Annotated in this window: 23 protein-coding genes; 17 read left to right on the top strand and 6 right to left on the bottom strand. The window is 74.0% G+C overall.

What is annotated here, in order from left to right:
• Positions 1–164: 164 nt before the first annotated feature.
• Both ACU610_RS16230 and ACU610_RS16225 read right to left on the bottom strand, forming a co-directional pair.
• Positions 165–986, bottom strand: a complete 822-nt coding sequence (locus ACU610_RS16230; protein WP_446768743.1) for a M23 family metallopeptidase — start codon at positions 984–986, stop codon at positions 165–167.
• A gap of 483 nt (positions 987–1,469) precedes the next feature.
• Entirely contained in the window at positions 1,470–2,366 is an 897-nt protein-coding gene (locus ACU610_RS16225) for an esterase/lipase family protein (protein WP_446768742.1), read from the bottom strand.
• A 156-nt stretch (positions 2,367–2,522) separates the two neighbouring features.
• Between ACU610_RS16225 and ACU610_RS16220 the strand changes: the two genes are divergently transcribed.
• From ACU610_RS16220 to ACU610_RS16180, 9 genes are all read left to right on the top strand, one after another.
• Complete coding sequence (locus tag ACU610_RS16220) at positions 2,523–3,566, top strand: hypothetical protein (RefSeq protein WP_446768741.1); 1,044 nt, start codon at positions 2,523–2,525, stop codon at positions 3,564–3,566.
• Positions 3,563–3,958 carry a cobalamin B12-binding domain-containing protein gene (locus ACU610_RS16215; RefSeq protein WP_446768740.1) on the top strand — a complete coding sequence of 132 codons (396 nt, stop codon included), beginning with the start codon at positions 3,563–3,565 and terminating at the stop codon, positions 3,956–3,958. The genes ACU610_RS16220 and ACU610_RS16215 overlap by 4 nt, the downstream gene beginning before the upstream one ends.
• A 243-nt stretch (positions 3,959–4,201) precedes the next feature.
• Complete coding sequence (gene sucC / locus ACU610_RS16210) at positions 4,202–5,338, top strand: ADP-forming succinate--CoA ligase subunit beta (protein ID WP_446768739.1); 1,137 nt, start codon at positions 4,202–4,204, stop codon at positions 5,336–5,338.
• 102 nt (positions 5,339–5,440) lie between these two features.
• Positions 5,441–6,319: a succinate--CoA ligase subunit alpha gene (gene sucD / locus ACU610_RS16205; protein WP_446768738.1), complete on the top strand. Its 879-nt coding sequence runs from the start codon at positions 5,441–5,443 to the stop codon at positions 6,317–6,319.
• A 265-nt stretch (positions 6,320–6,584) separates the two neighbouring features.
• Positions 6,585–7,676, top strand: a complete 1,092-nt coding sequence (locus tag ACU610_RS16200) for a hypothetical protein (protein ID WP_446768737.1) — start codon at positions 6,585–6,587, stop codon at positions 7,674–7,676.
• Positions 7,677–7,753: 77 nt separating this feature from the next.
• Positions 7,754–8,950 carry a cell division protein PerM gene (locus tag ACU610_RS16195; RefSeq protein WP_446768736.1) on the top strand — a complete coding sequence of 399 codons (1,197 nt, stop codon included), beginning with the start codon at positions 7,754–7,756 and terminating at the stop codon, positions 8,948–8,950.
• A gap of 219 nt (positions 8,951–9,169) precedes the next feature.
• Complete coding sequence (purN, locus tag ACU610_RS16190) at positions 9,170–9,787, top strand: phosphoribosylglycinamide formyltransferase (RefSeq protein ID WP_446768735.1); 618 nt, start codon at positions 9,170–9,172, stop codon at positions 9,785–9,787.
• Complete coding sequence (purH, locus tag ACU610_RS16185) at positions 9,784–11,334, top strand: bifunctional phosphoribosylaminoimidazolecarboxamide formyltransferase/IMP cyclohydrolase (protein WP_446768734.1); 1,551 nt, start codon at positions 9,784–9,786, stop codon at positions 11,332–11,334. Before purN ends, purH begins: the two co-directional genes overlap by 4 nt.
• 11 nt (positions 11,335–11,345) lie before the next feature.
• On the top strand, positions 11,346–12,026 hold the full coding sequence (locus ACU610_RS16180) for a pentapeptide repeat-containing protein (protein ID WP_446768733.1): 681 nt from the start codon (positions 11,346–11,348) through the stop codon (positions 12,024–12,026).
• Between the two features lie 234 nt (positions 12,027–12,260).
• Here ACU610_RS16180 and ACU610_RS16175 read toward each other — a convergent pair whose 3' ends face one another.
• On the bottom strand, positions 12,261–12,896 hold the full coding sequence (locus ACU610_RS16175) for a hypothetical protein (RefSeq protein WP_446768732.1): 636 nt from the start codon (positions 12,894–12,896) through the stop codon (positions 12,261–12,263).
• Positions 12,897–12,994: 98 nt separating this feature from the next.
• Between ACU610_RS16175 and ACU610_RS16170 the strand changes: the two genes are divergently transcribed.
• From ACU610_RS16170 to ACU610_RS16155, 4 genes are all read left to right on the top strand, one after another.
• Positions 12,995–13,864 carry a bifunctional methylenetetrahydrofolate dehydrogenase/methenyltetrahydrofolate cyclohydrolase gene (locus ACU610_RS16170; protein ID WP_446768731.1) on the top strand — a complete coding sequence of 290 codons (870 nt, stop codon included), beginning with the start codon at positions 12,995–12,997 and terminating at the stop codon, positions 13,862–13,864.
• Positions 13,864–14,163, top strand: a complete 300-nt coding sequence (locus tag ACU610_RS16165) for a DUF3017 domain-containing protein (protein WP_446768730.1) — start codon at positions 13,864–13,866, stop codon at positions 14,161–14,163. The genes ACU610_RS16170 and ACU610_RS16165 overlap by 1 nt, the downstream gene beginning before the upstream one ends.
• 157 nt (positions 14,164–14,320) lie before the next feature.
• Positions 14,321–15,274 carry a malate dehydrogenase gene (gene mdh / locus ACU610_RS16160; RefSeq protein WP_446768729.1) on the top strand — a complete coding sequence of 318 codons (954 nt, stop codon included), beginning with the start codon at positions 14,321–14,323 and terminating at the stop codon, positions 15,272–15,274.
• 38 nt (positions 15,275–15,312) lie between these two features.
• The gene (locus ACU610_RS16155) at positions 15,313–16,527 is read left to right on the top strand and encodes an NADP-dependent isocitrate dehydrogenase (RefSeq protein WP_446768728.1); all 1,215 of its coding nucleotides are present in this window, start codon (positions 15,313–15,315) and stop codon (positions 16,525–16,527) included.
• 171 nt (positions 16,528–16,698) lie between these two features.
• Here the strand turns inward: ACU610_RS16155 and ACU610_RS16150 are convergent, their stop codons facing one another.
• Positions 16,699–19,089 (bottom strand): ATP-binding cassette domain-containing protein, encoded by a 2,391-nt coding sequence (locus tag ACU610_RS16150; protein ID WP_446768727.1) that lies wholly within the window; start codon positions 19,087–19,089, stop codon positions 16,699–16,701.
• A gap of 214 nt (positions 19,090–19,303) precedes the next feature.
• Positions 19,304–20,206, bottom strand: a complete 903-nt coding sequence (locus ACU610_RS16145) for a CAP domain-containing protein (RefSeq protein WP_446768726.1) — start codon at positions 20,204–20,206, stop codon at positions 19,304–19,306.
• Positions 20,207–20,403: 197 nt separating this feature from the next.
• On the opposite strand from ACU610_RS16145, the gene ACU610_RS16140 reads away from it, so the two are divergent.
• A complete protein-coding gene (locus ACU610_RS16140) occupies positions 20,404–21,738 on the top strand; it encodes a hemolysin family protein (protein WP_446768725.1) in 1,335 nt (444 codons plus the stop codon).
• A 74-nt stretch (positions 21,739–21,812) separates the two neighbouring features.
• Here the strand turns inward: ACU610_RS16140 and galE are convergent, their stop codons facing one another.
• A complete protein-coding gene (gene galE, locus ACU610_RS16135) occupies positions 21,813–22,769 on the bottom strand; it encodes a UDP-glucose 4-epimerase GalE (RefSeq protein WP_446768724.1) in 957 nt (318 codons plus the stop codon).
• A gap of 69 nt (positions 22,770–22,838) precedes the next feature.
• On the opposite strand from galE, the gene hisC reads away from it, so the two are divergent.
• The 3 genes from hisC to ACU610_RS16120 all read left to right on the top strand — a co-directional run bounded on the left by hisC (position 22,839) and on the right by ACU610_RS16120 (position 25,600).
• Positions 22,839–23,951, top strand: a complete 1,113-nt coding sequence (gene hisC / locus ACU610_RS16130) for a histidinol-phosphate transaminase (RefSeq protein ID WP_446768723.1) — start codon at positions 22,839–22,841, stop codon at positions 23,949–23,951.
• A 63-nt stretch (positions 23,952–24,014) separates the two neighbouring features.
• The gene (gene trpS, locus ACU610_RS16125; RefSeq protein ID WP_446768722.1) at positions 24,015–25,037 is read left to right on the top strand and encodes a tryptophan--tRNA ligase; all 1,023 of its coding nucleotides are present in this window, start codon (positions 24,015–24,017) and stop codon (positions 25,035–25,037) included.
• Positions 25,034–25,600, top strand: coding sequence for a 2'-5' RNA ligase family protein (locus ACU610_RS16120; RefSeq protein WP_446768721.1), 567 nt, complete (start codon positions 25,034–25,036; stop codon positions 25,598–25,600). The genes trpS and ACU610_RS16120 overlap by 4 nt, the downstream gene beginning before the upstream one ends.
• Positions 25,601–25,611 lie beyond the last annotated feature (11 nt).

Below are 25,611 nucleotides of genomic sequence, written 5' to 3'. Positions count from 1 at the left end.
GACGGGCGGCGTCCCGTCCACGTCGGGGGGCCAGATCCACGAGCCGGTCCACCAGGCCGGAGCTGGACCCCGGCGGTGGGCTCTGCGGGCGTTCCTCGTGGGTTGGCGGTCCTGCAGGACCGGCAACCCACGAGGAACACCGGCAATGAGCGCGGGACCGGGCCTCAGATGACCACGCCGTGCTCGGCGAGCCACTCCTGCGGGTCGATCGGGCGGCCGCTCATGCCGCCGCGGTGGATCTGGTAGTGCAGGTGCGGGCCGGTGGACTGGCCCTCGTTGCCGATCTTGGCGATCTGGTCGCCCGCGTGCACGATGTCGCCGGCCTGGACGTCGTAGTAGCGCATGTGGCCGTAGACGTGGACGTTCCCGTCGGGGTCCTGGATGTAGACGGCGTTGCCGTAGCCGGAGGCGCGGCCGGCGCGGATGACGACGCCGTCGGTGGCGGAGTGGATCGGCGTGCCGAGGGGCCCGGCGAGGTCGATGCCGTAGTGCATCGTGCCCCAGCGCATGCAGAAGCAGGTGGTGAGCCGACCCTGCGTGGGCAGCACGGTCTTCGGCTCGCGGGCGGCGCGGGAGGCGGCCAGCTCGCCGAGCCGGGCCTGCGCCTCGGCCTCGGTGATGCCGCGGCGCACGCCGGCGTCCTCGAGGTCGCCGCTGAAGCCGATGTCGGAGGCGACGCCCAGGCCGTAGTCGGCGGCGCTGACCGAGAGCCCGGCCGTGTCGCTGTCCAGGATGCTGGGCAGGGCGGCGACGACGGCGCCGGCGACGAGCGCGGCGAGCCACACGGGGCCGCGCCGGCCGGGCGGGCGGGGCAGGCGGCGACGCCGGCCGCCGGCGGGCTCCTCGGGGGTGTCGGGACCAGGGGTCTCGGCGGTCGGCGCCGCGGTCGTCTCGACGACGGCGGGGACGGCGGGGATGGCGCCGGTGGCCGCTCCGTCGTCGGTGCTCGGTCGCTCCAGCAGCGCGGGGCCGGTCGAGCGGGTCACGGGGCACCTTCTTCGGGAGCGCTTCCCGAGCGGGTGCCACGGGGCGACCCGTCGGAGGAGCGACGGCGGCGGGGACGTCCGGGGACGCCTGCCGGTGGGTACCGGCACCGTGATCGGACCGTAACGATCAGTCAGCTCCGCGACGGGTCACCGACATCCGGAGTGTCGACACGTCTGCGCCGGGTGGGGCGGGTGTGACGAGGGTGATGGCCCCCCTGCAGAGTTCCGCCCGCCACACGTGACGCGTGTGGCGGGCGGGGGACACGGGGCGGGGCTCGCCCGCCCCGTCCCCGGCGGCCCCGTCTCGGGTCCCGCTGGCCCCGTCCCGGGTCCCGCCCCGAGCGTGCGAGGGGTGGGGAGGACGGGGTCCTTCGACGAGCGGTGGGGAGGACGGGGTCCTCCCACGAGTGCCGGGGCGTGGAGCGGCCCTCCTGCAGGGCCCCGCCGCGAGCCTGCGAGAGGCTGGGGGCAGGAGGGCCGCTCTCAGGCGACGGCGGCCCGCACGGGGGCCTGGGTGCGCGGCCGGCGGTGGCCGGCCAGGGTGGCGGCGACCTCGTCGAGGACGGCGCGGTGGAAGGGCAGCGACATGTGGCCGATCCCGCGCACCAGCACGTTGCGGGCCTGCAGGTCCGGGTGGTCGCACCGACCGGCGCTGGTGGGGAGGACCACCTGGTCGAGGTCGCTGTAGATCGCGGTCACCGGCGTGCGGATGCCCGGCGCGGGCTGCGTGAGCTCCTGGAGCACCGCCGAGCCCGGCCGCAGCTGGCGTACCAGCGGCGTGGGCAGCAGGTGCGCGAGCACCGACCCCTGGTGCGGCGTCCCCAGCGTCACCAGCGACTCGACGTGCCGGTCGCCGCCCTGGCGCTGCACGTGGTAGCGGGCGAGCAGGCCGCCGAGGCTGTGCCCGACGACGTGCACCCGCTCGTGGCCGGTCTGCGCGCAGATGCGCTGCAGGTGCTCGCCGAGGTCCGCGGCGCCCCGCGCGACGTCGGCCAGCAGGGGGCTGTAGTTCCAGGAGCAGACGGACGTGAACCCGCGGCGACGCAGGCTGCGCCGCATGACCGCGAACACCGAGTGGTTGTCGATCAGGCCGTGCACCAGGACGACGGGGACGCGCGCGGCCAGCGGGTCGGCGGCGAACAGGGCCCGCACCCCGGGCGGCTGCTCGCCGGGGCGACACCGCGGGTCGGGGCGCAGCCGCTCGGTGCGGGTGCCGAGCGGGTAGATGAGCGCGTGGGCCCCGACGAGGGCCAGTTCGGTCAGTCCCCCGGTCAGCGTGGTGAGGCTCATCAGCGAGCGCACCGGGTGCCGTGGCGCTCCCGGTCCGCCGGGGTCGGTGTGCGACGCTGGATCGGACTCCGGGTCGCTGAGTGGGTGCATCGTTCCTCCCCGTCCGGGACCGCTGACCGGGCTGGCCCCCCGGGCTTGGAGGCCCCTCTGGGATGCCCAGTTCACCTGACGGTAAAGCGGCCGTGTGGTGATCGTCACATCGACACCGCGCCGAGTCCGGTTCGTGACCGAGACGAAGGGGGAACCGTGGTCGCCCGCGATGGCTCGACCCGCGACCGCTCGACCCGCCCCGAGGGGAGGACGGCCCGCCCGTCCGCCCGCCGCGCCGGACCGCGCCGCCCGCCGGAGCCCGCTCCCGCGGTGCCGGCCGACGGGCTGGTCGTCGGCGACCCGCCGCTGCTCGCCCGCCTGACGGGGGTGCTGCTCGTCCTGGCCGGCCTCGCGGGGGCGACGGGCCTCTTCCCGACCTACCTCGTCGTCGGTGGCACCGAGGTGTCCCAGTCCGCCGGGGCGCTCAGCCTGCTCGCCGGCCTGCTGGTGCCCCTGACCGCCGCAGCGGTCGGAGGCGGCCTCGTCGCCGGCCGGGTGCCCCGTCTCGGCCTGGCCTACGCCGGGATCGGCGGTGCGCTGGCCCTGGGACTGCTGCTGATCGAGCTCTACCGGGCCAGCACGTCCACCGTCCGGCCGGGCATCGAGGTGATCGCCGGTCAGCGGGTGCTCACCAGCTCGGTCGACGCCGGGCCCGGCTGGGTGCTCGGCGTCGTGGCCCTCGGGCTCACCGTGCTGGCCGGCGTCCTGGGGGTGGCCGCCTGGGGGCGCACCGTCATGGACGACGCCGGCACCCTCGACCCCGTCCGCCCCGCGCTCGCCGGCGCCGCGGCCGTGCTGGGGGTGGGCGCCGTGCTCTGCCTGGTGCTGCCGGCCGCCGACCTCCCCGACCGCATCGTCACCGACCCGACCACCGGGCTGCAGGTGGTCGTCGAGCAGGAGGGCCCGCAGGGACTGCTCGAGCGTCCCGGCCTGGCGCTGCTCGGGGGCCTGCTGCTCGCCGGGACCGTCGTCCTGTGCTCGGTGCTGGCCCCCTCGCTGCGGCCGCGGCTGGCTGCGGTCGGCGGCCTGCTGGCCATCGCCGTCGTCGTCCTCGCCGCCGGGCTGGGCGGCCTGCGCGACGCCGTGGCGTCCGACGAGCTCGAGTGGACGTTGCCCGGTGTCGGGTTGCTGCTGGCCGGCGTGGGCTACGTCGTGCTCACGGTGCTGGCCTGGCGGCTGCGCCGGACGCCGGCCCGGTGACCTCTCCCGACGCGGCCGGCGGGGAGCGCGTCCGCGTCGTCGTCGCCACCTGGGGGGACGACGACGACGCGGACCGCGCCACCGTGAGCCTCGCCCGCGGCCTGCGCGACGCCGGGATGGAGGTCGTGCACGCCGGCCGGGTTCCGCCGGAAGCGCTCGTCGACACCGTCGTCCAGGAGGACGCCGACGCCGTCGGCCTGCCGGCGCTCCCCGCCGACGCGCCGGCGCTGCTCGCCCGGCTGACCGCGCTGCTCGCCGACCGCGGCGTCGACGACGTCGCCGTCTTCGCCTGCGGCCCGGACGCCGACCTGCCCGGCCGCACCCGGCTCTTCCCGCCGGGCAGCCCTCCCGCGGAGATCGCGGACTGGCTGCACGGACAGATCAGCGGGTGACCGGGAGGGTCCGCTCCTGCACCCCGGTGGCCGCCGCGGGGAGCCGCGACGGTGGTCACCCCGCGGGGAACAGGGCGGTCGTCAGGGCGGGAGCGGATCGGCGCACGGCCGCGGCTCCTCGTCGCCGAGGGGCTCCCGGAGCCGGGGTCGTGTGATGCCGCCCACCCTCCCAACGCCGGTGCGCGGCCCGGTCCGGGCGGGGGATACGGTGCCTGTTCGTGGATCTCTTCGAGTACCAGGCCCGTGACCTGTTGGCCTCGCACGGCGTCCCCGTGCTCCCCGGGGGGCGTCGCCGAGACCCCCGAGCAGGCGGAGGCGATCGCCCGCGAGATCGGCACCACCGTCGTCGTCAAGGCGCAGGTGAAGACCGGTGGGCGCGGCAAGGCCGGCGGTGTCAAGCTGGCCGAGGACGCCGAGGACGCCCGGGCGCGCGCCCAGGACATCCTCGGCCTGGACATCAAGGGCCACATCACCCACCGCGTGATGGTCGCCCAGGCCAGTGACATCGCCGAGGAGTACTACTTCTCCTACCTGCTCGACCGCGCCAACCGCACCTTCCTGGCGATGGCCAGCGTCGAGGGCGGCATGGAGATCGAGCAGCTCGCCGTGGAGCGCCCGGAGGCCCTGGCCCGCATCCCCGTGGACGCCACCACCGGCGTCGACACCGCCAAGGCCACCGAGATCGTCGACGCCGCCGGCTTCCCCGCCGAGGTGCGCGACCAGGTGATCGCCATCGCCGTCCAGCTGTGGGACACGTTCGCCAAGGAGGACGCCACCCTGGTCGAGGTCAACCCGCTGGCCAAGGCGCCCGACGGCACCGTCCTCGCGCTCGACGCGAAGGTGAGCCTCGACGACAACGCCCGCTTCCGGCACCCGCAGCACGAGGAGCTGGAGGACTCCGCCTCGGCCGACCCGCTGGAGGCCGCGGCCAAGGAGAAGGACCTCAACTACGTCAAGCTCGACGGCGAGGTCGGCATCATCGGCAACGGTGCCGGGCTCGTGATGAGCACGCTGGACGTCGTCGCCTACGCCGGTGAGGAGTTCGGCGGCGTCAAGCCGGCCAACTTCCTCGACATCGGGGGCGGCGCCTCGGCCGAGGTCATGGCCAACGGCCTGCACATCATCCTGTCCGACCCCGCCGTCAAGAGCGTCTTCGTCAACGTCTTCGGCGGGATCACCGCCTGCGACGCGGTCGCCAACGGCATCGTGCACGCGCTGCAGATCCTCGGCGACGAGGCGACCAAACCGCTGGTCGTCCGGCTCGACGGCAACAACGTGGAGGAGGGCCGGCGGATCCTCGCCGAGGCCAACCACCCGCTGGTGACCCTGGTGGACACGATGGACGGCGCCGCCCGCCGGGCCGCCGAGCTCGCCGCCTAGAAGGCGAGGGGACCCCGTCCTCCTCAGCCCTCGCAGGCTCGGGCCGAGCCTCTGGACGGGGCCGACCCGTCGCCGCCTACACTTCGAGACAGGACTTCCAAGATGTCGATCTTCCTCAACGAGAACAGCAAGGTCATCGTCCAGGGCATGACCGGCTCCGAGGGGCGCAAGCACACCCAGCGCATGCTGGCCTCGGGGACGGCGATCGTCGGTGGTGTGAACCCGAAGAAGGCCGGCCAGAGCGTCGACTTCGACGGCGCCAGCGTGCCGGTGTTCGGCGGGGTCGCCGAGGCCATGAAGGAGACCGGCGCCGACGTCAGCGTCATCTTCGTGCCGCCGGCCGGCGCGAAGAACGCCGTCATCGAGGCCGTCGACGCCCAGATCGGGCTCGCCGTCGTCATCACCGAGGGCATCCCGGTGCACGACTCGACCTACTTCTGGGCCCACGCCCAGGGCGGCTCGACGCGCATCATCGGCCCGAACTGCCCGGGGCTGATCAGCCCCGAGCGCTCCAACGCCGGCATCATCCCGGCCAACATCGCCAAGCAGGGCAGGATCGGGCTGGTCAGCAAGTCCGGCACGCTGACCTACCAGATGATGTACGAGCTCCGGGACATCGGCTTCTCCACCTGTGTGGGCATCGGTGGCGACCCGGTCATCGGCACCACCCACATCGACTGCCTGCAGGCCTTCCAAGACGACCCGGAGACCGAGGCCATCGTCATGATCGGTGAGATCGGTGGCGACGCCGAGGAGCGGGCCGCGGACTTCATCAAGGCCAACGTCAGCAAGCCCGTCGTCGGGTACGTCGCCGGCTTCACCGCGCCCGAGGGCAAGACGATGGGCCACGCCGGCGCGATCGTCTCGGGCTCGGCCGGTACCGCGCAGGCCAAGAAGGAGGCCCTCGAGGCCGCCGGCGTCCGCGTGGGCAAGACCCCGTCCGAGACCGCCCGCCTGATGCGTGAGGTCGTCGGCGCCTGAGGGAGGGCCCTGCTGCCCCACCCCTCGCACGCTCGGGGCGGGACCCGGGACGGGGCCAGCGGGGCCTGGGACGGGGCCAGCGGGGCCCGGGACGGGGCCGAGCGGTTCGTGCTGCCCGGCGGCCCCTCGGGGTCGCCGGGCAGCGGCGTCCCCGCGTCTCGCCGGCACCCGGACGGGGGATGATGGGCACGCCGCGGTCGCACGTGCTGCGAGCGGTGTCCCCGACCCGCGCAGTTCCCAGGCCACGACCGAGGAGTGCCCCGCGATGACCAGTCAGCCCCCGCAGCCGCCGGGCGGGTACGGGCACCAGCCGGGCGAGGACGCGCGCCGCCCGGACGGCGGGCAGACCGCGCCGGGGCAGCCGCAGCCGGGGTACGAGCCGCAGCCGGGGTACGGGCAGCCGCCGTCCTACGGCCAGCCGGTGTACGGACAGCAACCCGGATACGGCACGCTCTACGGACAGCCGCCCTACGGACAGCCCGGTCACGGGCAGCAGCACGGGTACGGCTACGGGCAGCCGGGCTACGGCGCGCCCTACGGCCAGCCCGGACACGGTGTGCAGCACCCGCAGCCCTACGGCCAGCCGCCGTACGGACAGGGCCCATGGGGCCAGCCGGGTCAGGGTGGACCCGCGTACGGCCAGCAGCCGCCCTGGGCGCAGCCGTACGGCCACCAACCCCCGGCTCATCAGCCGTGGGCGCCGCCGGCCCGCAGGGGCGCGCAGGTCGGCCTCGACCTCAAGCGGGTGTACCGGGGGGACTGGCTGGTGGTCCTCTGTGCTGCGGCGTTCCTGCTCTTCGCGGGGCTGCCGTGGTTCACCTTCGACTTCGGGTTCGGGTTCTCCGAGTCGATCAACGGCTTCGACTTCAGCCTGGTCACCACCGCGGCCGTGCTGCTCGTCCTGGCCGCGCTGTGGTCCCTGCTGCCCGCCGTCGTGGACCTCGACCTGCCCTTCCCGCGTGGCTCCGTGACCGTGGGCCTGACCTCGCTGGCGCTCCTGCTGACCCTCGCCGAGTGGCTCAGCACGTTCGAGGGCGGCTTCAGCCCCGTCGCGCTGCTGGCGTTCCTCGCCGCGGCCGCCGCCGTCGTGGTCGCCGTCCTGACGCTGCTGCGCCAGCCACGCACCCGCCCGGCTACGCCCCCCGGCGGCACGCCGTGGCCCACCCAGCAGCCCGGTCAGCCGTGGCAGCCCGCCACGTACGGCCAGCAGCAGCCGCCGTACGCCGCGCCGTCCGCCCCGGAGCAGTCCCCGTCGACCCTCCCGCGCCCCGCGACGCCGCCGTCCGAAGGCGACCGGGATCCCCGCCGGCCGGGCGGATCGAGCGCCTCGGGCGCCGGGACCGACCCGTCCGCGTAGTCCTCCTCACGCTGATCCTCGGATCCGCCGGGCGCGTGGTCCGCCGATCCCGGCCCGGCCTTGGGACAGTGGGGGTCGTGGTCTCCCTGCTCGCCCGACTGAGCCTGCCCGGGCAGCGGGACCCGGGCGCCCGCACCGCGCGGCACGCTCCCGTCCTCGCCGCCGTGGCGACCGCCGCCGTCACCGTGCTCGGTCTGCTCGGCGTCGGCCTCGCGTCGGTGGTCGTGCAGACGCTCGACCCGGCCGGCGGGATGCCGGTCGAGGCCTCGGCGCGCCTGGCCGGCCGGCTGTGGCTGCTGGCCCAGGGCGGCGGTCTGACGCTCGGCTCCGGGCCGCTGGTGCTGGCGCCGCTGTTGCTCACCCTGGCCGTCGCGTGGGGCCTGTCCAGCGCCGGCCGCGGCGTCGTCCGCGCCTGCGACCTCACCGGTGGGCGGTCGCTGGCCGCCGTCGCGGCCGCGGCGGTCGGCACGCACACGCTGCTCGCCGTGCTCGTCGGGCTGCTCGTCACCACCCCGGGCGCGGAGGTCGACCTGCTGCGGTCGGCGGTGGGCAGTGCCGTGGTCGCGGTGCTCGCCGTCGGCTGGGGGACGGCCCGCGACCCCGGCCTGCTCGACGACGTCCTCGACTCCGCGCCGGGGCCGGTGCGGCCCCTGCTGCGCGCGGTCGCGGCCGGGTGGCTGGCCGCCGTGGCCCTCGGTCTGGCGATGGTGGCGGTGGCCCTGGCCGCCGACACCGGGGGCTACGCCGCGGTGTCCGGGTCCCTCGGCGGGTCCGGCGCCGGCGCGCTCGGCCTCCTGCTGCTCGGCGTGCTGCTCCTGCCCAACGCCGCGGCCGCCGCGATCGGCGTGGCCGCCGGTCCCGGCTTCGCCGTCGGCAGCGGCACGCTCGTCTCCGTGCACGGCGTCACCCTGGGGACGGTGCCGGCGCTGCCGCTGCTGGCCGCGCTGCCCGACACCCAGGCCGTGCCGCTGCTGGCCTTCGCCTCCCAGGCGGTGCCGGCGCTCGCCGGTCTGGTCGCCGGCGCGACGCTCGGCCGGCGGCTGCACGACGACGACGGCGGCTCCGTCGTGGCTGCGCTGTGGGGCGTGCTGGCGGGCGTGCTGCTCGGTCTGGCCTGCGGCGTGCTCGCCTGGGTCGCCGGCGGCTCGCTCGGGGACGGCGCGCTGGCCGACGTCGGGGCGCCGCCGATCGCGACCGGGCTGGCGGTGGCGCTGCAGGCCGGTGTCGCCGCTGCGGTCGCGGCCGCGGTCACCCGCTGGCGGTCGCTGGGCTGAACGCGGACCCCCTCGCCCCTCGGCCTCCCTGCGTGTTCCGCCGCGGCCCCGTCCCGGTCACCGCCGGCACCCTGCAGGGGCCCTTCCACGAGTGGCGGGGAGCAGGGGGTCCTTCTCCGAAGGTGGGGAGGACGGGGTCCTCCCACGGTGGAGGGCAGGGATGTCCTCTGCTCCGAGGGGGCCGGGGAGTGGCGGGCAGCCCCGGCTAGGGTCGCTGCCGTGCCCGCTCCCGAGACCTCCGCGCGGGCGCGGGTCGTCGTCCTGCTCTCGGGGACCGGCTCACTGTGCGAGGCCCTGCTGACCGCCGCGGAGGACCCCGGCTACCCGGCCGGGGTGGTCGCCGTCGGCAGCGACCGCGACGCCCCGGGGCTCGAGCACGCGCGGCGTCGGGGCATCCCGACCTTCACCTGCGCGCTCCGGGACCACCCCGACCGCGCCGCCTGGGACCGCGCGCTGGCCACCGCCATCGCCGCGCACCGGCCCGACCTCGTGGTGTCCGCGGGGTTCATGAAGCTCGTCGGTCCGGCCGTGCTCGGCGCCTTCGGTGGCCGGCTGCTCAACACCCACCCCGCGCTGCTGCCGGCCTTCCCCGGCGCGCACGCCGTCCGAGACGCACTCGCCGCCGGCGTCGACGTCACCGGCAGCACCGTGCACTGGGTGGACGCCGGCGTCGACACCGGACCGGTGATCGCCCAGCGGGAGGTGCCCGTCCTCCCCGGGGACGACGAGGCCCGGCTGCACGAACGGATCAAGGACGTGGAGCGCGAGCTCCTGGTGGAGACGGTGGCGCGCGTGGTCACCGGCCTCGGCACCGAGACCACGGAGGACCCCCGATGAGCGACCGCACCCCGATCCGCCGCGCCCTGCTCGGCGTCTACGACAAGACCGGCATCGAGGAGCTGGCCCGCGGCCTGGTCGACGCCGGCGTCGAGCTGGTCAGCACCGGCGCGACCGCCCGCCGGATCGCCGACGCCGGGGTGCCGGTCACCCCGGTGGAGCAGGTCACCGGCTTCCCCGAGTGCCTGGACGGGCGGGTCAAGACGCTGCACCCGGCCGTGCACGCCGGCATCCTGGCCGACCGCCGGAAGCCCGCGCACGTGCAGCAGCTCGAGGAGCTCGGCATCGCGCCGTTCGACCTCGTCGTCGTCAACCTCTACCCGTTCACCGAGACGGTGGCGTCCGGCGCCACCCCGGACGAGTGCGTGGAGCAGATCGACATCGGCGGCCCGGCGATGGTCCGCGCCTCGGCCAAGAACCACCCGTCGGTGGCCGTCGTCGTCGACCCGGCCCGCTACGGCGACGTCCTCGCCGCCGTCGCCGCCGGGGGCTTCACCCTGGCCGAGCGGCAGTCGCTGGCCGCTGCGGCCTTCCGGCACACCGCCGACTACGACATCGCCGTCGCCTCGTGGCTGGGCAACGTCGTCGCCCCCGACGACGACTCCGGCTTCCCGGCCTGGGTCGCCGCAGGCTGGCAGCGGGCCGACGTGCTGCGCTACGGCGAGAACCCGCACCAGCGGGCGGCGCTCTACCGCAGCGAGCGGCCCGGGCTGGCGCACGCCGAGCAGCTGCACGGCAAGCAGATGTCCTACAACAACTACGTCGACACCGACGCCGCCTGGCGGGCCGCGCACGACCACGCCGACCCCTGCGTGGCGATCATCAAGCACGCCAACCCCTGCGGCATCGCCGTCGGCACCGACATCGCCTCGGCACACCGCAAGGCGCACGCGTGCGACCCGGTCTCGGCCTTCGGTGGCGTGATCGCGGCCAACCGCGAGGTCGACCTCACGATGGCCGAGCAGGTGGCCGAGGTGTTCACCGAGGTCGTCGTCGCGCCGTCCTTCACCGAGGACGCGCTGCAGGTGCTGACCGCGAAGAAGAACATCCGGCTGCTGCGGCTGAGCGAGGCGGCCCGGCCGGTGACCGAGATGCGCCCGATCAGTGGCGGGCTGCTGGTGCAGAGCGTCGACCGCATCGACGCCCCCGGCGACGACCCCACCACCTGGACCCTCGCCACCGGCGAGCCGCTGGACGCCGCCGGCCTCGACGACCTGGTGTTCGCCTGGCGGTCGGTCCGCGCGGTGAAGAGCAATGCCATCCTGCTGGCCCACGACAGGGCCACCGTCGGCGTCGGCATGGGCCAGGTGAACCGGGTGGACTCCGCGCGGCTGGCCGTCGCCCGGGCGGGGGAGCGGGCCGCCGGCTCGGTCGCCGCCTCGGACGCGTTCTTCCCCTTCGCCGACGGCCTGCAGGTGCTGCTCGACGCCGGGGTGCGGGCGGTCGTGCAGCCCGGCGGGTCGGTGCGCGACGAGGAGGTCGTCGCGGCCGCGGCCGCCGCCGGCATCCCGGTCTACCTGACCGGCACCCGCCACTTCGCCCACTGAGAAAGGACCCCGTGCCCCCCACACCTCGCAAGCTCGGTGCGGGTCCCTGCACGGGGCCACGTCACACGTCCCGCCCGCACCTGACGCCTCCCGAGGCCGGCGCGGTCGTCGAGGGCGCGGACCTCGCGCGGGTGGACTGGTGGGGCACCGAGCTCGACGGCGTCACCTTCACCCGCTGCCGGTTCGAGGACGCCGGGCTGGAGGAGCTGGTCACCCGTCGGTGCGTCTTCGACTCGTGCGTGCTCACCGGGGTGCGGATGGGCGGCGCCAAGCACCTGGGGACGGCGTTCCTCTCCTGCCGCTTCGACCGCGCACGGCTGTTCGACGTCACCTGGGACGGCTGCAAGCTCACCGGCTCGCAGTTCCCCGGCGCGCAGCTGCGGCCGATGACCACGACCGACAGCGACTGGAGCTGGACGTCGCTGCGCGGTGCCGACCTCTCCGGGCTGGTGCTGGCCGGTCAGCGGTTCCGGGAGGCCGACCTGACCGATGCCGACCTGCGTGAGTGCGACCTCACCGGGGCCGATCTGGACCGCGCTCGGCTGCAGGGCGCGAAGCTGCGCGGGGCCGACCTGCGCGGCGCCTCGACCGACGCGGTCAACTGGCGGGCGTTCGAGCTGACCGGCGTCCGGCTCGACCTGGTGCAGGCCGTCCAGGTGGCCCGCGCCCACGGCGCCCTGGTGGTGGATTGAGGGTCTGCCGGAGTCGGGGACGGCACCTGGCCGCGGTGGCCGTGAGGAGTGGGGCCCGGAGGGTCCCCGACGAGTGGCCGGGTGGGCTCAGCTCAGCAGGGGGACGGCACCTGGCCGCGGTGGCCGTGAGGAGTGGGGCCCGGAGGGTCCCCGACGAGTGGCCGGGTGGGCTCAGCTCAGCAGGGGGACGGCACCTGGCCGCGGTGCGGTCCGGAGGACCGCGATGTCATCGCCTCACCTCCAGCGGGGGCCGGTGAGCATCGCCTTCAGCGCGCCGAGCAGGCCCAGCACCGGGACGGCGACGGCGAACCAGAAGCCGGTGTCGATGGTGTCGGCGTCCCAGCCCTCCGCGGCCAGTGGCACCAGGATCCCGGCTCCGGCCACCAGGCTGACCAGCAGCGCCAGCACCCCGAGGAAGCGGTGGGAGTGGGCCGGCAGGACGACGAGCAGGCCCAGCAGGAACAGCACCGCGCCACCCAGGACGACGGCCATCGGCTGCCAGAACCCGTTCTCGAACACCGCCGCGACACCTCCGTCGGCGGCGTCGTCGAACCCGCGGCGGACCAGGTCCCAGCCGGTCAGCTCGCTCCCGGGCAGCCAGCGCATCAGCAGGCTGACGGCTGCGGCGATGCCGGCCAGGAGCAGCAGTAGGCTGGCCAGGCTGTCCGGGCGTCGCACCCGCACCGGCGTGGTCGAGTACCCGGGGGCCGGGCGCGGGGCGTACCCCGGTGCGGGCGGAGGCGGGCCGGGGGAGTAGCCGGGACCAGCGCCGATCGGGGCGGTGACGGGCTGGATGCCGGGGATCGTCTGTTCGCGCCAGTCGTCGGTGCCTCGCGTCCCGGCGGCTGGGGACTGCTCGCGCTCGCTCATCTGAACTCCTCGCGCAACAGCGGGCGGGGAGGCGCCCGCACCTGCGAGGGTAGGACGGGGTGGCTCGCGCCGGACCCCTCTCCGGCAGACTGGCGGCCGTGCAGGCGACGACCCTCGACGGCAAGGCCACCGCGGCCGCCATCCGCGCCGAGCTGACCGAGCGCGTGGCGGCCCTGACCGCGGCCGGCCACCGGCCCGGCCTGGGCACGCTGCTGGTCGGCGACGACCCCGGCAGCCGCTGGTACGTCGACGCCAAGCACAAGGACTGCGCCCAGGTCGGTATCGCGAGCATCCAGCGCGAGCTGCCCGCGACCGCGACGCAGGCCGACGTCCTCGCCGTCGTCGACGAGCTGAACGCCGACCCCGCCTGCACCGGTTACATCGTCCAGCTGCCGCTGCCGCGGGGCATCGAGGAGAGTGTCGTCCTCGAGCGGATGGACCCGGCCAAGGACGCCGACGGCCTGCACCCGGTCAACCTCGGCCGGCTGGTGCTCAACGTCCCGGGGCCGCTGCCGTGCACGCCGGTCGGCATCGTGGAGCTGCTGCGCCGCCACGACGTCCCGATCGCCGGCGCCGAGGTCGTCGTCGTCGGCCGGGGCATCACCGTCGGCCGGCCGCTGGGTCTGCTGCTCACCCGCCGCTCGGAGAACGCCACCGTGACGCTCTGCCACACCGGCACCCGCGACCTGGCCGCGCACCTGCGCGCCGCCGACATCGTGGTCGCCGCCGCCGGCGTCCCCGGCCTGGTCACGAAGGACGTCGTCAAGCCGGGTGCCGCCGTCCTCGACGTGGGCGTCAGCCGGGTCGACGGCAAGATCGCCGGGGACGTCGCCCCGGACGTCGTCGAGGTCGCGGGGCACGTCGCCCCGAACCCCGGCGGGGTGGGCCCGATGACCCGGGCGATGCTGCTGCAGAACGTCGTCCTGGCCGCCGAGCAGGCCGCCGCCGCGGACGTCCTCTCGGCCTGATGAACCGCCCGCCGCTCTACACCCGCCGGCCGTTCCTGGCCGGTCTACTGCGGCAGCTGCCGCTGCTGGTGGTGCTGCTCGCGGTGGGCGTCGGGCTGCTCATGGTCACCTTCGAGCACTGGCGGCGGGGGCTGGTCGTCGTCGGGCTGGCGCTGGTCGGCGCCGGCGTGCTGCGGCTGCTGCTCCCGCTGCGCCGGCTCGGCTTCCTCGCCGTCCGCAGCCGCCCGGTGGACGTCGTCCTGCTGCTCGGCGTCGGGGTCACGCTGACCGCCTTCACGCTGGCGATCCCGGGCGCCTGAAGAGAAGGACCCCCTTGCTCCCCGCCACGCGCAGGCTCGCGGCGGGCCCCTGCAAGGGGGCCGCACCCTCCCCACCCCTCGCGAGTTCGGGGTGGTTCCCCTGAGGGGGCCGCACCCGACCGGGCGCGGGGCCCCGCCCAGCGATAGGTTGGCCGCCATGGCAGAGCAGCCCAGGAACGGCAAGGTGACCGTCGTCGGTGCCGGGTTCTACGGCTCGACCACCGCCCTCCGCCTCGCGGAGTACGACCTCTTCGAGACCGTCGTGCTCACCGACATCGTCGAGGGCAAGCCCGAGGGCCTGGCCCTCGACATGAACCAGTCCCGCCCCATCGAGGGCTTCGAGACGAAGGTCGTCGGCGTCGGCGGCGGGTCCTACGAGGGCACCGAGGGCTCCGACGTCGTCGTCGTCACCGCCGGCCTGCCGCGCAAACCCGGCATGAGCCGGATGGACCTCATCGAGACCAACGCCAAGATCGTGCGCGAGGTCTCGGAGAACATCGCGCGGACCTCGCCCGACGCCGTGGTCATCGTGGTCTCCAACCCGCTGGACGAGATGACCGCGCTGGCCCAGCTGGCCACCGGCTTCCCCAAGAACCGGGTGATGGGCCAGGCCGGCATGCTCGACACCGCCCGGTTCACCAACAACGTCGCCGAGGAGCTCGGCGTCCCGGTGAGCTCGGTGCGCACCCTGACCCTCGGCTCGCACGGCGACACGATGGTGCCGGTGCCCTCGCGCTGCACCGTCGACGGCAAGCCGCTGTCCGACGTCCTGCCCGCCGACCGCATCGAGCACCTCGTCGACCGGACCCGCAACGGCGGGGCCGAGGTCGTGGCGCTGCTCAAGACCGGCTCGGCCTACTACGCCCCGTCCGCGGCCGCCGCGCGCATGGCGCGCGCGGTCATGGAGGACTCCGGTGCGGTCATGCCGGTGTGTGCCTGGGTCGACGGCGAGTACGGCATCTCCGGGGTCTACCTCGGGGTCGAGGCCGAGATCGGCCGCGACGGCGTGCGCCGGGTGGTCGAGGGTGACCTGTCCGAGAGCGAACTGGCCGGGCTGCGCGGGGCGGCCGAGGCCGTGCGCGCCAAGCAGGCCGACGTAGCCGACCTCTGAGCCGAACCGGCTCGGAGCATGTAGAGAGGGACCCGCACGTGGCAAAGATCAAGGTCGAGGGCACCGTCGTCGAGCTCGACGGCGACGAGATGACCCGGATCATCTGGCAGTTCATCAAGGACCAGCTGATCCTCCCGTACCTCGACGTCAACCTCGAGTACTACGACCTGGGCATCGAGAAGCGCGACGAGACCGACGACCAGATCACCGTCGACGCCGCGAACGCGATCAAGAAGCACGGCGTCGGCGTCAAGTGCGCGACGATCACCCCGGACGAGGCCCGCGTCGAGGAGTTCGGCCTCAAGAAGATGTGGCGGTCCCCGAACGGGACGATCCGCAACATCCTCGGCGGCGTCATCTTCCGCGAGCCGATCATCATGCAGAACGTGCCGCGGCTGGTGCCGGGCTGGACCAAGCCGATCGTCGTCGGCCGTCACGCCTTCGGTGACCAGTACCGGGCCACGGACTTCCGGTTCCCGGGCGAGGGCACGCTGACGATCACCTTCCAGCCGAAGGACGGCGGCGAGCCGATCCAGCACGAGGTCTTCCAGTCGCCGGGCGCCGGCGTCGCGCTGGCGATGTACAACCTCGACGAGTCGATCCGCGACTTCGCCCGGGCCTCGATGAACTACGGCCTGCAGCGCGGCTACCCGGTCTACCTGTCCACGAAGAACACGATCCTCAAGGCCTACGACGGCCGGTTCAAGGACCTGTTCGCCGAGGTGTTCGAGACCGAGTTCAAGGACCAGTTCGAGCAGGCCGGCATCACCTACGAGCACCGGCTCATCGACGACATGGTCGCCGCGTCCCTCAAGTGGGAGGGCGGCTACGTCTGGGCCTGCAAGAACTACGACGGCGACGTCCAGTCCGACACCGTCGCGCAGGGCTTCGGCTCGCTGGGCCTGATGACCTCGGTGCTGATGAGCCCCGACGGCCGCACCGTCGAGGCCGAGGCCGCCCACGGCACGGTGACCCGCCACTTCCGGCAGCACCAGCGCGGTGAGGCGACCTCGACCAACCCGATCGCGTCGATCTTCGCCTGGACCCGGGGCCTGGCCCACCGCGGCAAGCTCGACAACACCCCCGAGGTGACCCGTTTCGCGGAGACGCTGGAGAAGGTCTGCATCGACACGGTCGAGGGCGGCCAGATGACCAAGGACCTCGCGCTGCTGATCTCCAAGGACCAGCCGTGGCTGAACACCCAGGACTTCCTGGCGGCCATCGACAGCAACCTGCAGAAGGCCATGGCGTAGAGGGAGGACCACCCTTCCCCCGCGCCTCGTGGGAGGACCCCGTCCCCCTCACGCCTCGCAGGCTCGGCGCGAGCCTCGGGACGGGGTCGGCGGGACCCTGACGGGTGGCCGTTCCAGTAGGTCACCAGGCGCAGCGGCCCCCTCACCTCGCGGTGAGGGGGCCGCTGCGCGTCACGGGCCGGCGACGTAGGCCGCGAGGTGCTCGCCGGTGAGGGTGGAGCGGGCGGCGACGAGGTCGGCGGGGGTGCCCTCGAAGACGACCCGGCCGCCGTCGTGGCCCGCCCCGGGGCCGAGGTCGATGATCCAGTCCGCGTGCGCCATGACCGCCTGGTGGTGCTCGATGACGAGGACCGACTTGCCGGCGTCGACGAGCCGGTCGAGCAGTCCGAGCAGGTTCTCCACGTCGGCGAGGTGGAGGCCGGTGGTCGGCTCGTCGAGGACGTAGACACCGCCCTTCTCCGCCATGCGGGTGGCCAGCTTGAGCCGCTGCCGCTCGCCGCCGGAGAGCGTGGTGAGCGGCTGGCCGATGCTGAGGTAGCCGAGCCCGACGTCGGCGAGCCGGTCGAGGATGGCGTGCGCGGCCGGCGTGCGCGCCTCACCGGCGCCGAAGAACTCCTCGGCCTCGCTCACCGACATCGCGAGCACCTCGGCGATGTCGCGGCCACCGAGCGTGTACTCGAGCACCGAGGCCTGGAAGCGCTTCCCCTCGCACTCCTCGCAGGTGGACTCGACGGTGGCCATGACGCCCAGGTCGGTGTAGATGACGCCGGCGCCGTTGCAGGTGGGGCAGGCACCCTCGGAGTTGGCGCTGAACAGGGCCGGCTTGACGCCGTTGGCCTTCGCGAACGCCTTGCGGATCGGCTCGAGGAGCCCGGTGTACGTCGCCGGGTTGCTCCGCCGCGAGCCGCGGATGGCGCCCTGGTCGACCACCACCACGCCGTCGCGGTCGGCGACCGAGCCGTTGATCAGGGAACTCTTCCCCGAACCGGCCACGCCGGTGAGCACCACCAGCACGCCGAGCGGGATGTCGACGTCGACGTCCTGCAGGTTGTGGGTGCTGGCCCCGCGCACCTCCAGTGCCCCCGACGGCGTCCGGACCGACGGCTTCAGGGTCGCCCGGTCGTCCAGGTGCCGCCCGGTCAGCGTGCCGCTCGTCCGCAGCCGCTCGACGGTGCCCTCGAACACCACCTCGCCACCGGCGGTGCCGGCCCCGGGGCCGAGGTCCACGACGTGGTCGGCGATCACGATGGTCTCGGGCTTGTGCTCCACGACCAGCACGGTGTTGCCCTTGTCCCGCAGCTGCAGCAGGAGGTCGTTCATCCGCTCGATGTCGTGGGGGTGCAACCCGATCGTCGGCTCGTCGAAGACGTAGGTGACGTCGGTGAGCGACGACCCGAGGTGACGGATCATCTTGGTGCGCTGCGCCTCGCCGCCGGACAGGGTGCCCGCCGGCCGGTCGAGCGAGAGGTAGCCGAGCCCGATCCTCGTGAACGAGTCGAGGAGGTGCTGCAGCCCGGCGAGCAGGGGGGTCACCGACGGCGCGTCGAGGTCCCGGACCCAGTCGGCGAGGTCGCTGATCTGCATCGCGCAGACGTCGGCGATGCTCCTGCCCCGGATCTTCGACGACCGGGCCTCCGGACCGAGCCGGGTGCCGTCGCACTCGGGGCAGGTGGTGAAGGTCACCGCCCGCTCCACGAAGGCGCGGACGTGCGGCTGCATCGCGTCGACGTCCTTGGCGAGCATCGACTTCTGGATCTTGGGGATCACGCCCTCGTACGTGAGGTTGACCCCCTCCACCTTGATCTTGGCCGGCTCTCCATAGAGGAGCGTGTGCAGCTCCTTCTTCGTGAAACTCCTGATCGGCTTGTCCATGGGCAACCCGGCGCCGCTGAAGATGCGGCCGTACCAGCCGTCCATGCTGTAGCCGGGGACCGTCAGGGCGCCCTCGTTGAGCGACCGGCTGTCGTCGTACAGCGCGGTCAGGTCGAAGTCGGTGACCGAGCCCATGCCCTCGCAGCGCGGGCACATGCCGCCGAGGCGGGTGAAGGTCGCCTTCTCGGCCTTGGTCCTGGCTCCGCGCTCGACGGTGATCGCACCGCTGGCCCGCACCGTGGGGATGTTGAACGAGTAGGCGTTGGGCGGGCCGATGTGCGGCCGCCCCAGCCGGCTGAAGAGGATCCGCAGCATCGCGTTGGCGTCGGTGGCGGTGCCGACGGTGGAGCGGGGGTTGGCGCCCATCCGCTCCTGGTCGACGATGATCGCGGTCGTCAGCCCCTCGAGCAGGTCGACCTCCGGCCGCGACAGCGTCGGCATGAAGCCCTGCACGAAGGCGCTGTAGGTCTCGTTGATCAGCCGCTGCGACTCCGCGGCGATCGTGTCGAACACCAGTGAGCTCTTGCCCGAACCGGAGACGCCGGTGAACACCGTGAGCCGGCGCTTCGGGATCTCGACGCTGACGTCCTTGAGGTTGTTCTGGCGGGCGCCGATCACGCGGATCAGGTCGTGGCTGTCGGCTGCGTGCAGCGGAGGTGCCTGCGGATCCGTCTCCGTGGCCGAGCTCATCGTGTCTCCATTCGTCGGGCTGGGCCGCCTCCGTGGTCGCGGCGACGGTCTGCTGTCTACCGGATCGACGGAGTCGGCCGGGCCGGTGTGACACCCGTTCGGCTGACACCCGCCTCCGGCCCACTGCAGGGTCCTCGGCCGCGTCCCGGGCTTGCGAGGGCTGGGGAGGACGGGGTCCTTCCACTGCGAGCGGCGGGGGGCAGGGGGTCCTCGTTCAGACGCCGAAGAGCTGGGTCCACCAGGGTCCGCCGGGGCCCTCGGCGACGCCCACCCCGAGCTTCGTCAGCTCGCAGTCGAGGATGTTCGCGCGGTGGCCCGGGCTCTTCAGCCAGGCCTCCATCACCGCGGTCGCGTCGGACTGACCGAAGGCGATGTTCTCCGCCCGCGAGTAGTCGACGCCGGCCTGCTCGGCCCGGTCGAAGGGGGACAGGCCCTCGGGACTGGTGTGCGAGAAGTAGTCGCGGTCGCGCATGTCCGCGCTGTGTGCCCGGGCCACCGCGGCCAGCGCCGGGTCGGTGGTCAGGGCACCGCAGCCGGCGTCGACCCGGGCCTCGTTCACCAGCGCGAGCACGGCGGCCTCCGCGGTGGGGTCGGCGGGGACGGCGGCCCCGGGCGCCGGCGCCGCCTCGGCCTCCGCCTCGGCGGCGGGCGCCTCGGCCCCGGCCCCGGACTCGGCCGCCGGCTCCTCGACGGAGGCGGCGTCCGACACCTCGGCCTCCGCGGACTCGGCCGCGGGCGCCGACGGGCTCGCCGGGGACGGTGCCCCGACCGACGACGGAGCAGCGGGGACCGTGGCCGGGGTCTGCGGCGCCGGGTCGCCGTCGACACCCATCCGCACGAGCGGGGCGTCCACCGACCCGCCGGAGGTCGACGACCCGCTCGGGTCCGGCACACCGGGGGCGGTGTCGGCGGGAGTGGGGGTCGACTCGAGCGCCACCGGTGCGGTGAAGCTGGTCACGGCGCCGGACACCATGGGCGCCCCGACCGTCACGACGGCGACGGCGCCGACCACGAGGAGCAGGGGCACCAGGCGCGGGAGCCGGAGGAGGTGGGCCCACCGGGAGAGCGCTGCGGCGATGCGGGAGGAGAGCGGCGGACGCGCCGGTATGTGGTGCACGAGTGGTGGTCCTCACCAGGTGCTAGATCACGAATCGTTACTCTGGCAAGAGTAGCCGTAAGCGGAGCGTGATCGGCAGTGGATCGTGGCCGAGGTCACTGTGGGCCGGCCGACCCCGGTCGGGTGGTGCCCGGCGGGGGACGAGCGGGCAGCATGGACGTCGTCCCACTGCCCCGTTCGACAGGAGCACGCCGCCGGTGAGCGACGTCTGGCTCAACATCGTGATGGTCGTCGTCTTCGTCCTGATCGGCGGCGCCTTCTCGGGGGCGGAGATCGCACTCGTCTCGCTCCGCGAGTCCCAGGTGCGGGCGATGGGCGAGAACGGCGGGCGGCGCGGCAAGGCCGTGCAGCGCCTGCTCAGCGACCCCAACCGCTTCCTCGCCGCCGTCCAGGTCGGCGTCACCCTGGCGGGCTTCTTCTCCGCCGCGTTCGGTGCCAGCACCCTCTCCGAGCCCTTCGCCGACTGGCTCGTCGGCCTGGGCATGCGGGAGGGCCTCGCCGGCACGCTGGCCTTCGTGCTGGTCACCATCGCGATCAGCTACCTGTCCCTGGTGGTCGGCGAGCTGACCCCCAAGCGCCTGGCGCTGCAGCGGGCCGAGGGCTTCTCCCTGCTGGTCGCCGCACCCCTCAACGCGATCGCCAAGCTCTCTCGCCCGGTCATCTGGCTGCTGTCGAAGTCGACGAACCTGCTGGTCCGGCTGCTGGGCGGCGATCCGGCGGCCAGCGGCGAGTCGATCAGCCAGGAGGAACTGCGCGACCTCGTGACCGCGCACGAGTCGCTGAGCTCCGACGAGCGCCGGCTCATCGGCGAGGTCTTCCGGGCCGGCGACCGCGAGGTCCGCGAGGTCATGACGCCGCGCACGGAGGTCGACTTCCTCGAGGCGTCGATGACCGCCAGCCGCGCGGCCAAGCAGGTCTCCGACTCCAGCCACTCGCGCTACCCGGTCGTCGGCCGGGACGAGGACGACGTCCTGGGCTTCGTGCACGTGCGCGACCTGTTCCTGCCCAACCACCCGGCCGGCCGCGCGGCCACCGTCGGCGACCTGGTCCGCGAGGTCAAGCGGCTGCCGGGCACCGCCGGCGTCCTCACCGCCCTGTCGGAGATGCGGCGGGAGAACCACCACCTGGCGATCGTCGTCGACGAGTACGGCGGCACCGACGGCATCGTCACCCTCGAAGACCTCATCGAGGAGGTCATCGGGGAGATCTACGACGAGTACGACGAGGACGTCGCCGACGAGGGGGAGGACCGCCCGGACGGCCCGCACGAGGTCGACGGGCTGCTCAACCTCGATGACTTCCGCGAGGTGACCGGGCTGCAGCTGCCCGAGGGCCCCTACGAGACCGTGGCCGGCTACGTGCTGGCCGAGCTGGGTCGGCTGCCCGTCGTCGGCGACAGCGTCGAGATCGAGGGGCGCACGCTGACGGTCCTCGAGCTCGACGGACGGCGGATCGCGCGGATCTCGGTCAGCCGCGCGCCGCAGCCCGAGGTCGACCCGGCGCAGGTGCCGACCACCACGATCGGCACCTGAAACCGAGGCATAGGAGGCAATGCATACGTCGGGACCACCCGAAACGTATGCATTGCCTCCTATGCCTGGGGGCGTCAGGCCCGTTTTTGGGCGGTCTCCCAGGCGTCGCGGACGATGCCGGCCAGGTCGGTGTGCTTGGGCGTCCAGCCCAGGTCGGCGCGGATCCGGTCGCTGGAGGCGACCAGCTGCGCGGGGTCCCCGGCCCGCCGCGGCCCGACCTCGACCGGCACCGGGTGGCCGGTGACCTCGCGGACGGCGTCGATCACCTGCTGCACCGAGAAGCCCGTGCCGTTGCCCAGGTTGTAGATGCGGTGCTCGCCGGGGGACGGCGCGGTCAGCGCCAGCAGGTGGGCGTCGCTGAGGTCCTCGACGTGGATGTAGTCGCGGATGCAGGTGCCGTCGGGCGTGGGGTAGTCCTCGCCGTAGACGGTCAGGTGGTCCCGCTGGCCGGCCACCACCTGCAGCGCGATCGGGATGAGGTGGGTCTCGGTGGTGTGCCGCTCGCCGAGGCCGTAGGCGGCACCGGCCACGTTGAAGTAGCGCAGGCTCACCGCCGCGAAGTCGTACGCGGCCGCGTACGAGGTCAGCATCGCGTCGACGGCGAGCTTGGTGGCGCCGTAGGTGTTGGTCGGCCGGGTGGGGGCGTCCTCGCGGATCGGCACCTGCTCGGGCTCGCCGTAGGTGGCCGCGGTGGAGGAGAAGACGATCCGGCGGCAGTCGGCCGCGCGCATGGCCTCCAGCAGCGCCAGCGTGCCCGACACGTTGGTGTCCCAGTAGATCTCCGGGCGGACCTGCGACTCACCGACCAGGCTCTTGGCCGCGAAGTGCAGCACCGCCTCGGGGCGCACGTCGGCCAGCACCGGCGCGGAGTCGTGCAGCGAGGCCTGCACGAACGTCGCACCCGAGGGGACGGCGTCGGCGTGGCCGGTGGAGAGGTCGTCGAGGACGGTCACCTCGTGCCCACCCTCGAGGAGGGCCGTCGTGACTACGCTGCCGATGTAGCCGGCTCCACCGGCGACGAGAACGCGCATGCGCCCACCCTAGATCCGCGCGCGGCCACCCACCGTCGCGACGCGGGCACGCGATCAGGAGGTCCCGACGTGGTCAGCGCACGACCGGCGGTGCAGCAGCTGCCCGCCTACCGGCCCGGGCGCAACCCCGCCGACCTCGCGCGGGAGATCGGCGTCGAGCGGGCGGTGAAGCTGGCCAGCAACGAGGTGGCGTTCCCGCCGCTGCCCGCCGTGGTCGAGGCGCTCGCCACCGCGGCGGCGGAGACCAACCGCTACCCCGACAACGGCGCCGTCGTCCTCACCGCCGCCCTGGCCGAGCGCTACGGCGTCGACCCCGCGCAGGTGGTGACCGGCTGCGGGGCCGTGATGCTCTGCCAGCAGCTGGCGCAGTCGTTCAACGACCCGGGCACGAGCATCGCCTTCGCCTGGCGGTCGTTCGAGATGTACCCGCTGCTCGCGCAGGTGGCCGGCGCCCGGTCGGTCCAGGTGCCCCTCGTACCCGGCCGCCCGGGCGGCCCGGCCGACACCCACGACCTGGAGGCGCTGGCCGCCGCGGTCGACGAGACCACCCGCCTCGTCTTCGTCTGCAACCCGAACAACCCCACCGGGACGGCGGTCCGCATGCCTGCGCTCGAGCGCTTCCTCGACGCCGTCCCAGCCGACACCCTCGTCGTCCTCGACGAGGCCTACCGCGAGTTCGTCACCGACCCCGACGTCCCCGACGGGCTGGAGCTGATGCGCGGCCGGCCCAACGTCGCCGTGCTGCGCACCTTCTCCAAGGCGTGGGGGCTGGCCGGGCTGCGGGTCGGTTACCTCGTCGCCGAGGACCCTGCGGTCGCCGACGCGGTGCGCAGGACGCACGTGCCGTTCAGCGTCAACACGCTCGCCCAGGCCGCCGCGGTCGCCGCGCTCGCCAGCGAGGACGAGGTCCGCCGGCGCTGTGCCGCGGTCACCGCCGAGCGGGAGCGGCTCACCGCGGCGCTGCGCGACCGCGGGTTCGACGTCTCCGACAGCCAGGCCAACTTCGTCTGGCTGCCGGTGGGGGAGGAGGCCGCGGAGCTCGCGGCCGCGCTGGAGTCCCGGGCGGTCATCACCCGGCCGTTCGCCGGGCAGGGGATCCGGGTGACCGTCGGCACGCCCGAGGAGGACGACGCCCTGCTCGCCGCGCTGGACCGGGTCCGGTCGGCCGCTCCGGTCGCATGACCCGCCGCCGGTGACGAGGACGTTCGGGACGTGCGGCGCCACGCCCCGCGATCGGCTGGTTTGATGGCCGACGTGCCTCTTCCCCGTGTGCTCTCCGGCATCCAGCCGACGGCGGGCTCGTTCCACCTCGGCAACCACCTGGGCGCACTGCGCCAGTGGGTCCGGCTGCAGGAGAGCACCGAGGCCTTCTACTGCGTCGTCGACCTGCACGCGATCACCGTCGCCCAGGACCCGGCGGAGCTGCGGCGCAACACGCTCGTCTCGGCGGCCCAGCTGCTGGCCCTCGGCGTCGACCCGGAGCGCAGCACGCTCTTCCTGCAGAGCCACGTGCCCGAGCACCTGCGGCTGTCCTGGGTGCTGGAGTGCCTGACCGGCTTCGGCGAGGCCAGCCGGATGACGCAGTTCAAGGACAAGAGCCAGCGCGAGGGCACCTCCGGCACCACGGTCGGGCTGTTCACCTACCCGGTGCTCATGGCCGCCGACATCCTCGTCTACCGGGCCGACCAGGTGCCGGTCGGTGACGACCAGCGCCAGCACCTCGAGCTCACCCGCGACCTCGCGACCCGGTTCAACGGCCGCTTCGGCGACACCTTTCCGCTGCCCGAGGGGATCATCCCGGAGGGTGCGGCGCGGGTCATGGACCTGCAGTCCCCGGACAAGAAGATGAGCAAGAGCCTCCCGCCGGCCGGCTGCGTGTTCCTCCTCGACGACCCCAAGGTGACCGCCAAGAAGATCCGCTCGGCGGTCACCGACACCGGCCGCGAGATCGTGGCCGACCCGGTGGCGAAGCCGGGGATCACCAACCTGCTGACCATCCACAGCGCGCTGTCGGGGACGCCGGTCCCCGAGCTGGAGGACCGGTTCGCCGGGCGCGGTTACGGCGACCTGAAGAAGGAGCTGGCCGAGGTCGTCGTCGACTTCGTGACGCCGGTCCGCGAGCGGACCCAGGAGCTGCTGGACGACCCCGCGGAGCTGCAGCGCATCCTGGCGCAGGGCGCGGCCCGGGCCCGCGAGGTCGCCGTCCGCACGGTCGCCGACGTCTACGACAAGGTCGGCTTCCTGCCACCCGCAGGAGCGCCCGCGTGAACGACGACACCTTCGTCCCGCGCAGCCGCAGCGCCGCGCAGACCGCCGTCCTCGGCGTCGTCGTCCCCATCCCGGAGCCGTGGTCGCAGCTGTTCGTCGACTGGCGGGCCAAGGTCGGTGACCCGCAGGCCAACTCGGTGCCGCCACACGTCACGCTGCTCCCGCCGACCGAGGTGCCGCTGGCCGACCGGCCTGCCATCGGCGACCACCTGGCCGAGGTCGCGGCCAACCACCCGCCCTTCGACATGCACCTGTCGGGCACCGGGACGTTCGCGCCGGTCTCGGCGGTGGTGTTCGTGGCCGTGGCCCGCGGCATAGGCAACTGCGAGCTGATCGCCAACGACGTCCGCCGGGGGCCGCTGGCGCGGTCGCTGTCCTACCCGTACCACCCGCACGTGACCGTGGCCCACGACGTCCCTCCGGACATGCTCGACCTGGCCTACTGCGGCCTGGCCGACCTCTCGGCGGAGTTCCGCGTCGAGCACTTCACCGAGTTCGAGCAGACGCCCGACGGCGCCTGGGTGATCGCCCGGGAGTACCCCCTCACCGGTCCACCGCACTGAAGAAGGGCCCC

The organism is Geodermatophilus sp. URMC 61, from assembly GCF_052931555.1.
The sequence above is the reverse complement of the archived record's forward strand: the minus strand, read 5'-3'. Positions and strand labels throughout refer to the sequence as shown.

What these genes read in the sequence shown, in the direction of transcription:
- sucD (WP_446768738.1), top strand. Translation starts at nt 5,441, where the DNA reads ATGTCGATCTTCCTCAACGAGAACAGCAAGGTCATCGTCCAGGGCATG.
- ACU610_RS16200 (WP_446768737.1), top strand. Translation starts at nt 6,585, where the DNA reads ATGACCAGTCAGCCCCCGCAGCCGCCGGGCGGGTACGGGCACCAGCCG.
- ACU610_RS16175 (WP_446768732.1), bottom strand. Translation starts at nt 12,896, where the DNA reads ATGAGCGAGCGCGAGCAGTCCCCAGCCGCCGGGACGCGAGGCACCGAC.
- ACU610_RS16225 (WP_446768742.1), bottom strand. Translation starts at nt 2,366, where the DNA reads ATGCACCCACTCAGCGACCCGGAGTCCGATCCAGCGTCGCACACCGAC.
- trpS (WP_446768722.1), top strand. Translation starts at nt 24,015, where the DNA reads ATGGCCGACGTGCCTCTTCCCCGTGTGCTCTCCGGCATCCAGCCGACG.
- mdh (WP_446768729.1), top strand. Translation starts at nt 14,321, where the DNA reads ATGGCAGAGCAGCCCAGGAACGGCAAGGTGACCGTCGTCGGTGCCGGG.
- galE (WP_446768724.1), bottom strand. Translation starts at nt 22,769, where the DNA reads ATGCGCGTTCTCGTCGCCGGTGGAGCCGGCTACATCGGCAGCGTAGTC.
- purH (WP_446768734.1), top strand. Translation starts at nt 9,784, where the DNA reads ATGAGCGACCGCACCCCGATCCGCCGCGCCCTGCTCGGCGTCTACGAC.
- ACU610_RS16165 (WP_446768730.1), top strand. Translation starts at nt 13,864, where the DNA reads ATGAACCGCCCGCCGCTCTACACCCGCCGGCCGTTCCTGGCCGGTCTA.
- ACU610_RS16150 (WP_446768727.1), bottom strand. Translation starts at nt 19,089, where the DNA reads ATGAGCTCGGCCACGGAGACGGATCCGCAGGCACCTCCGCTGCACGCA.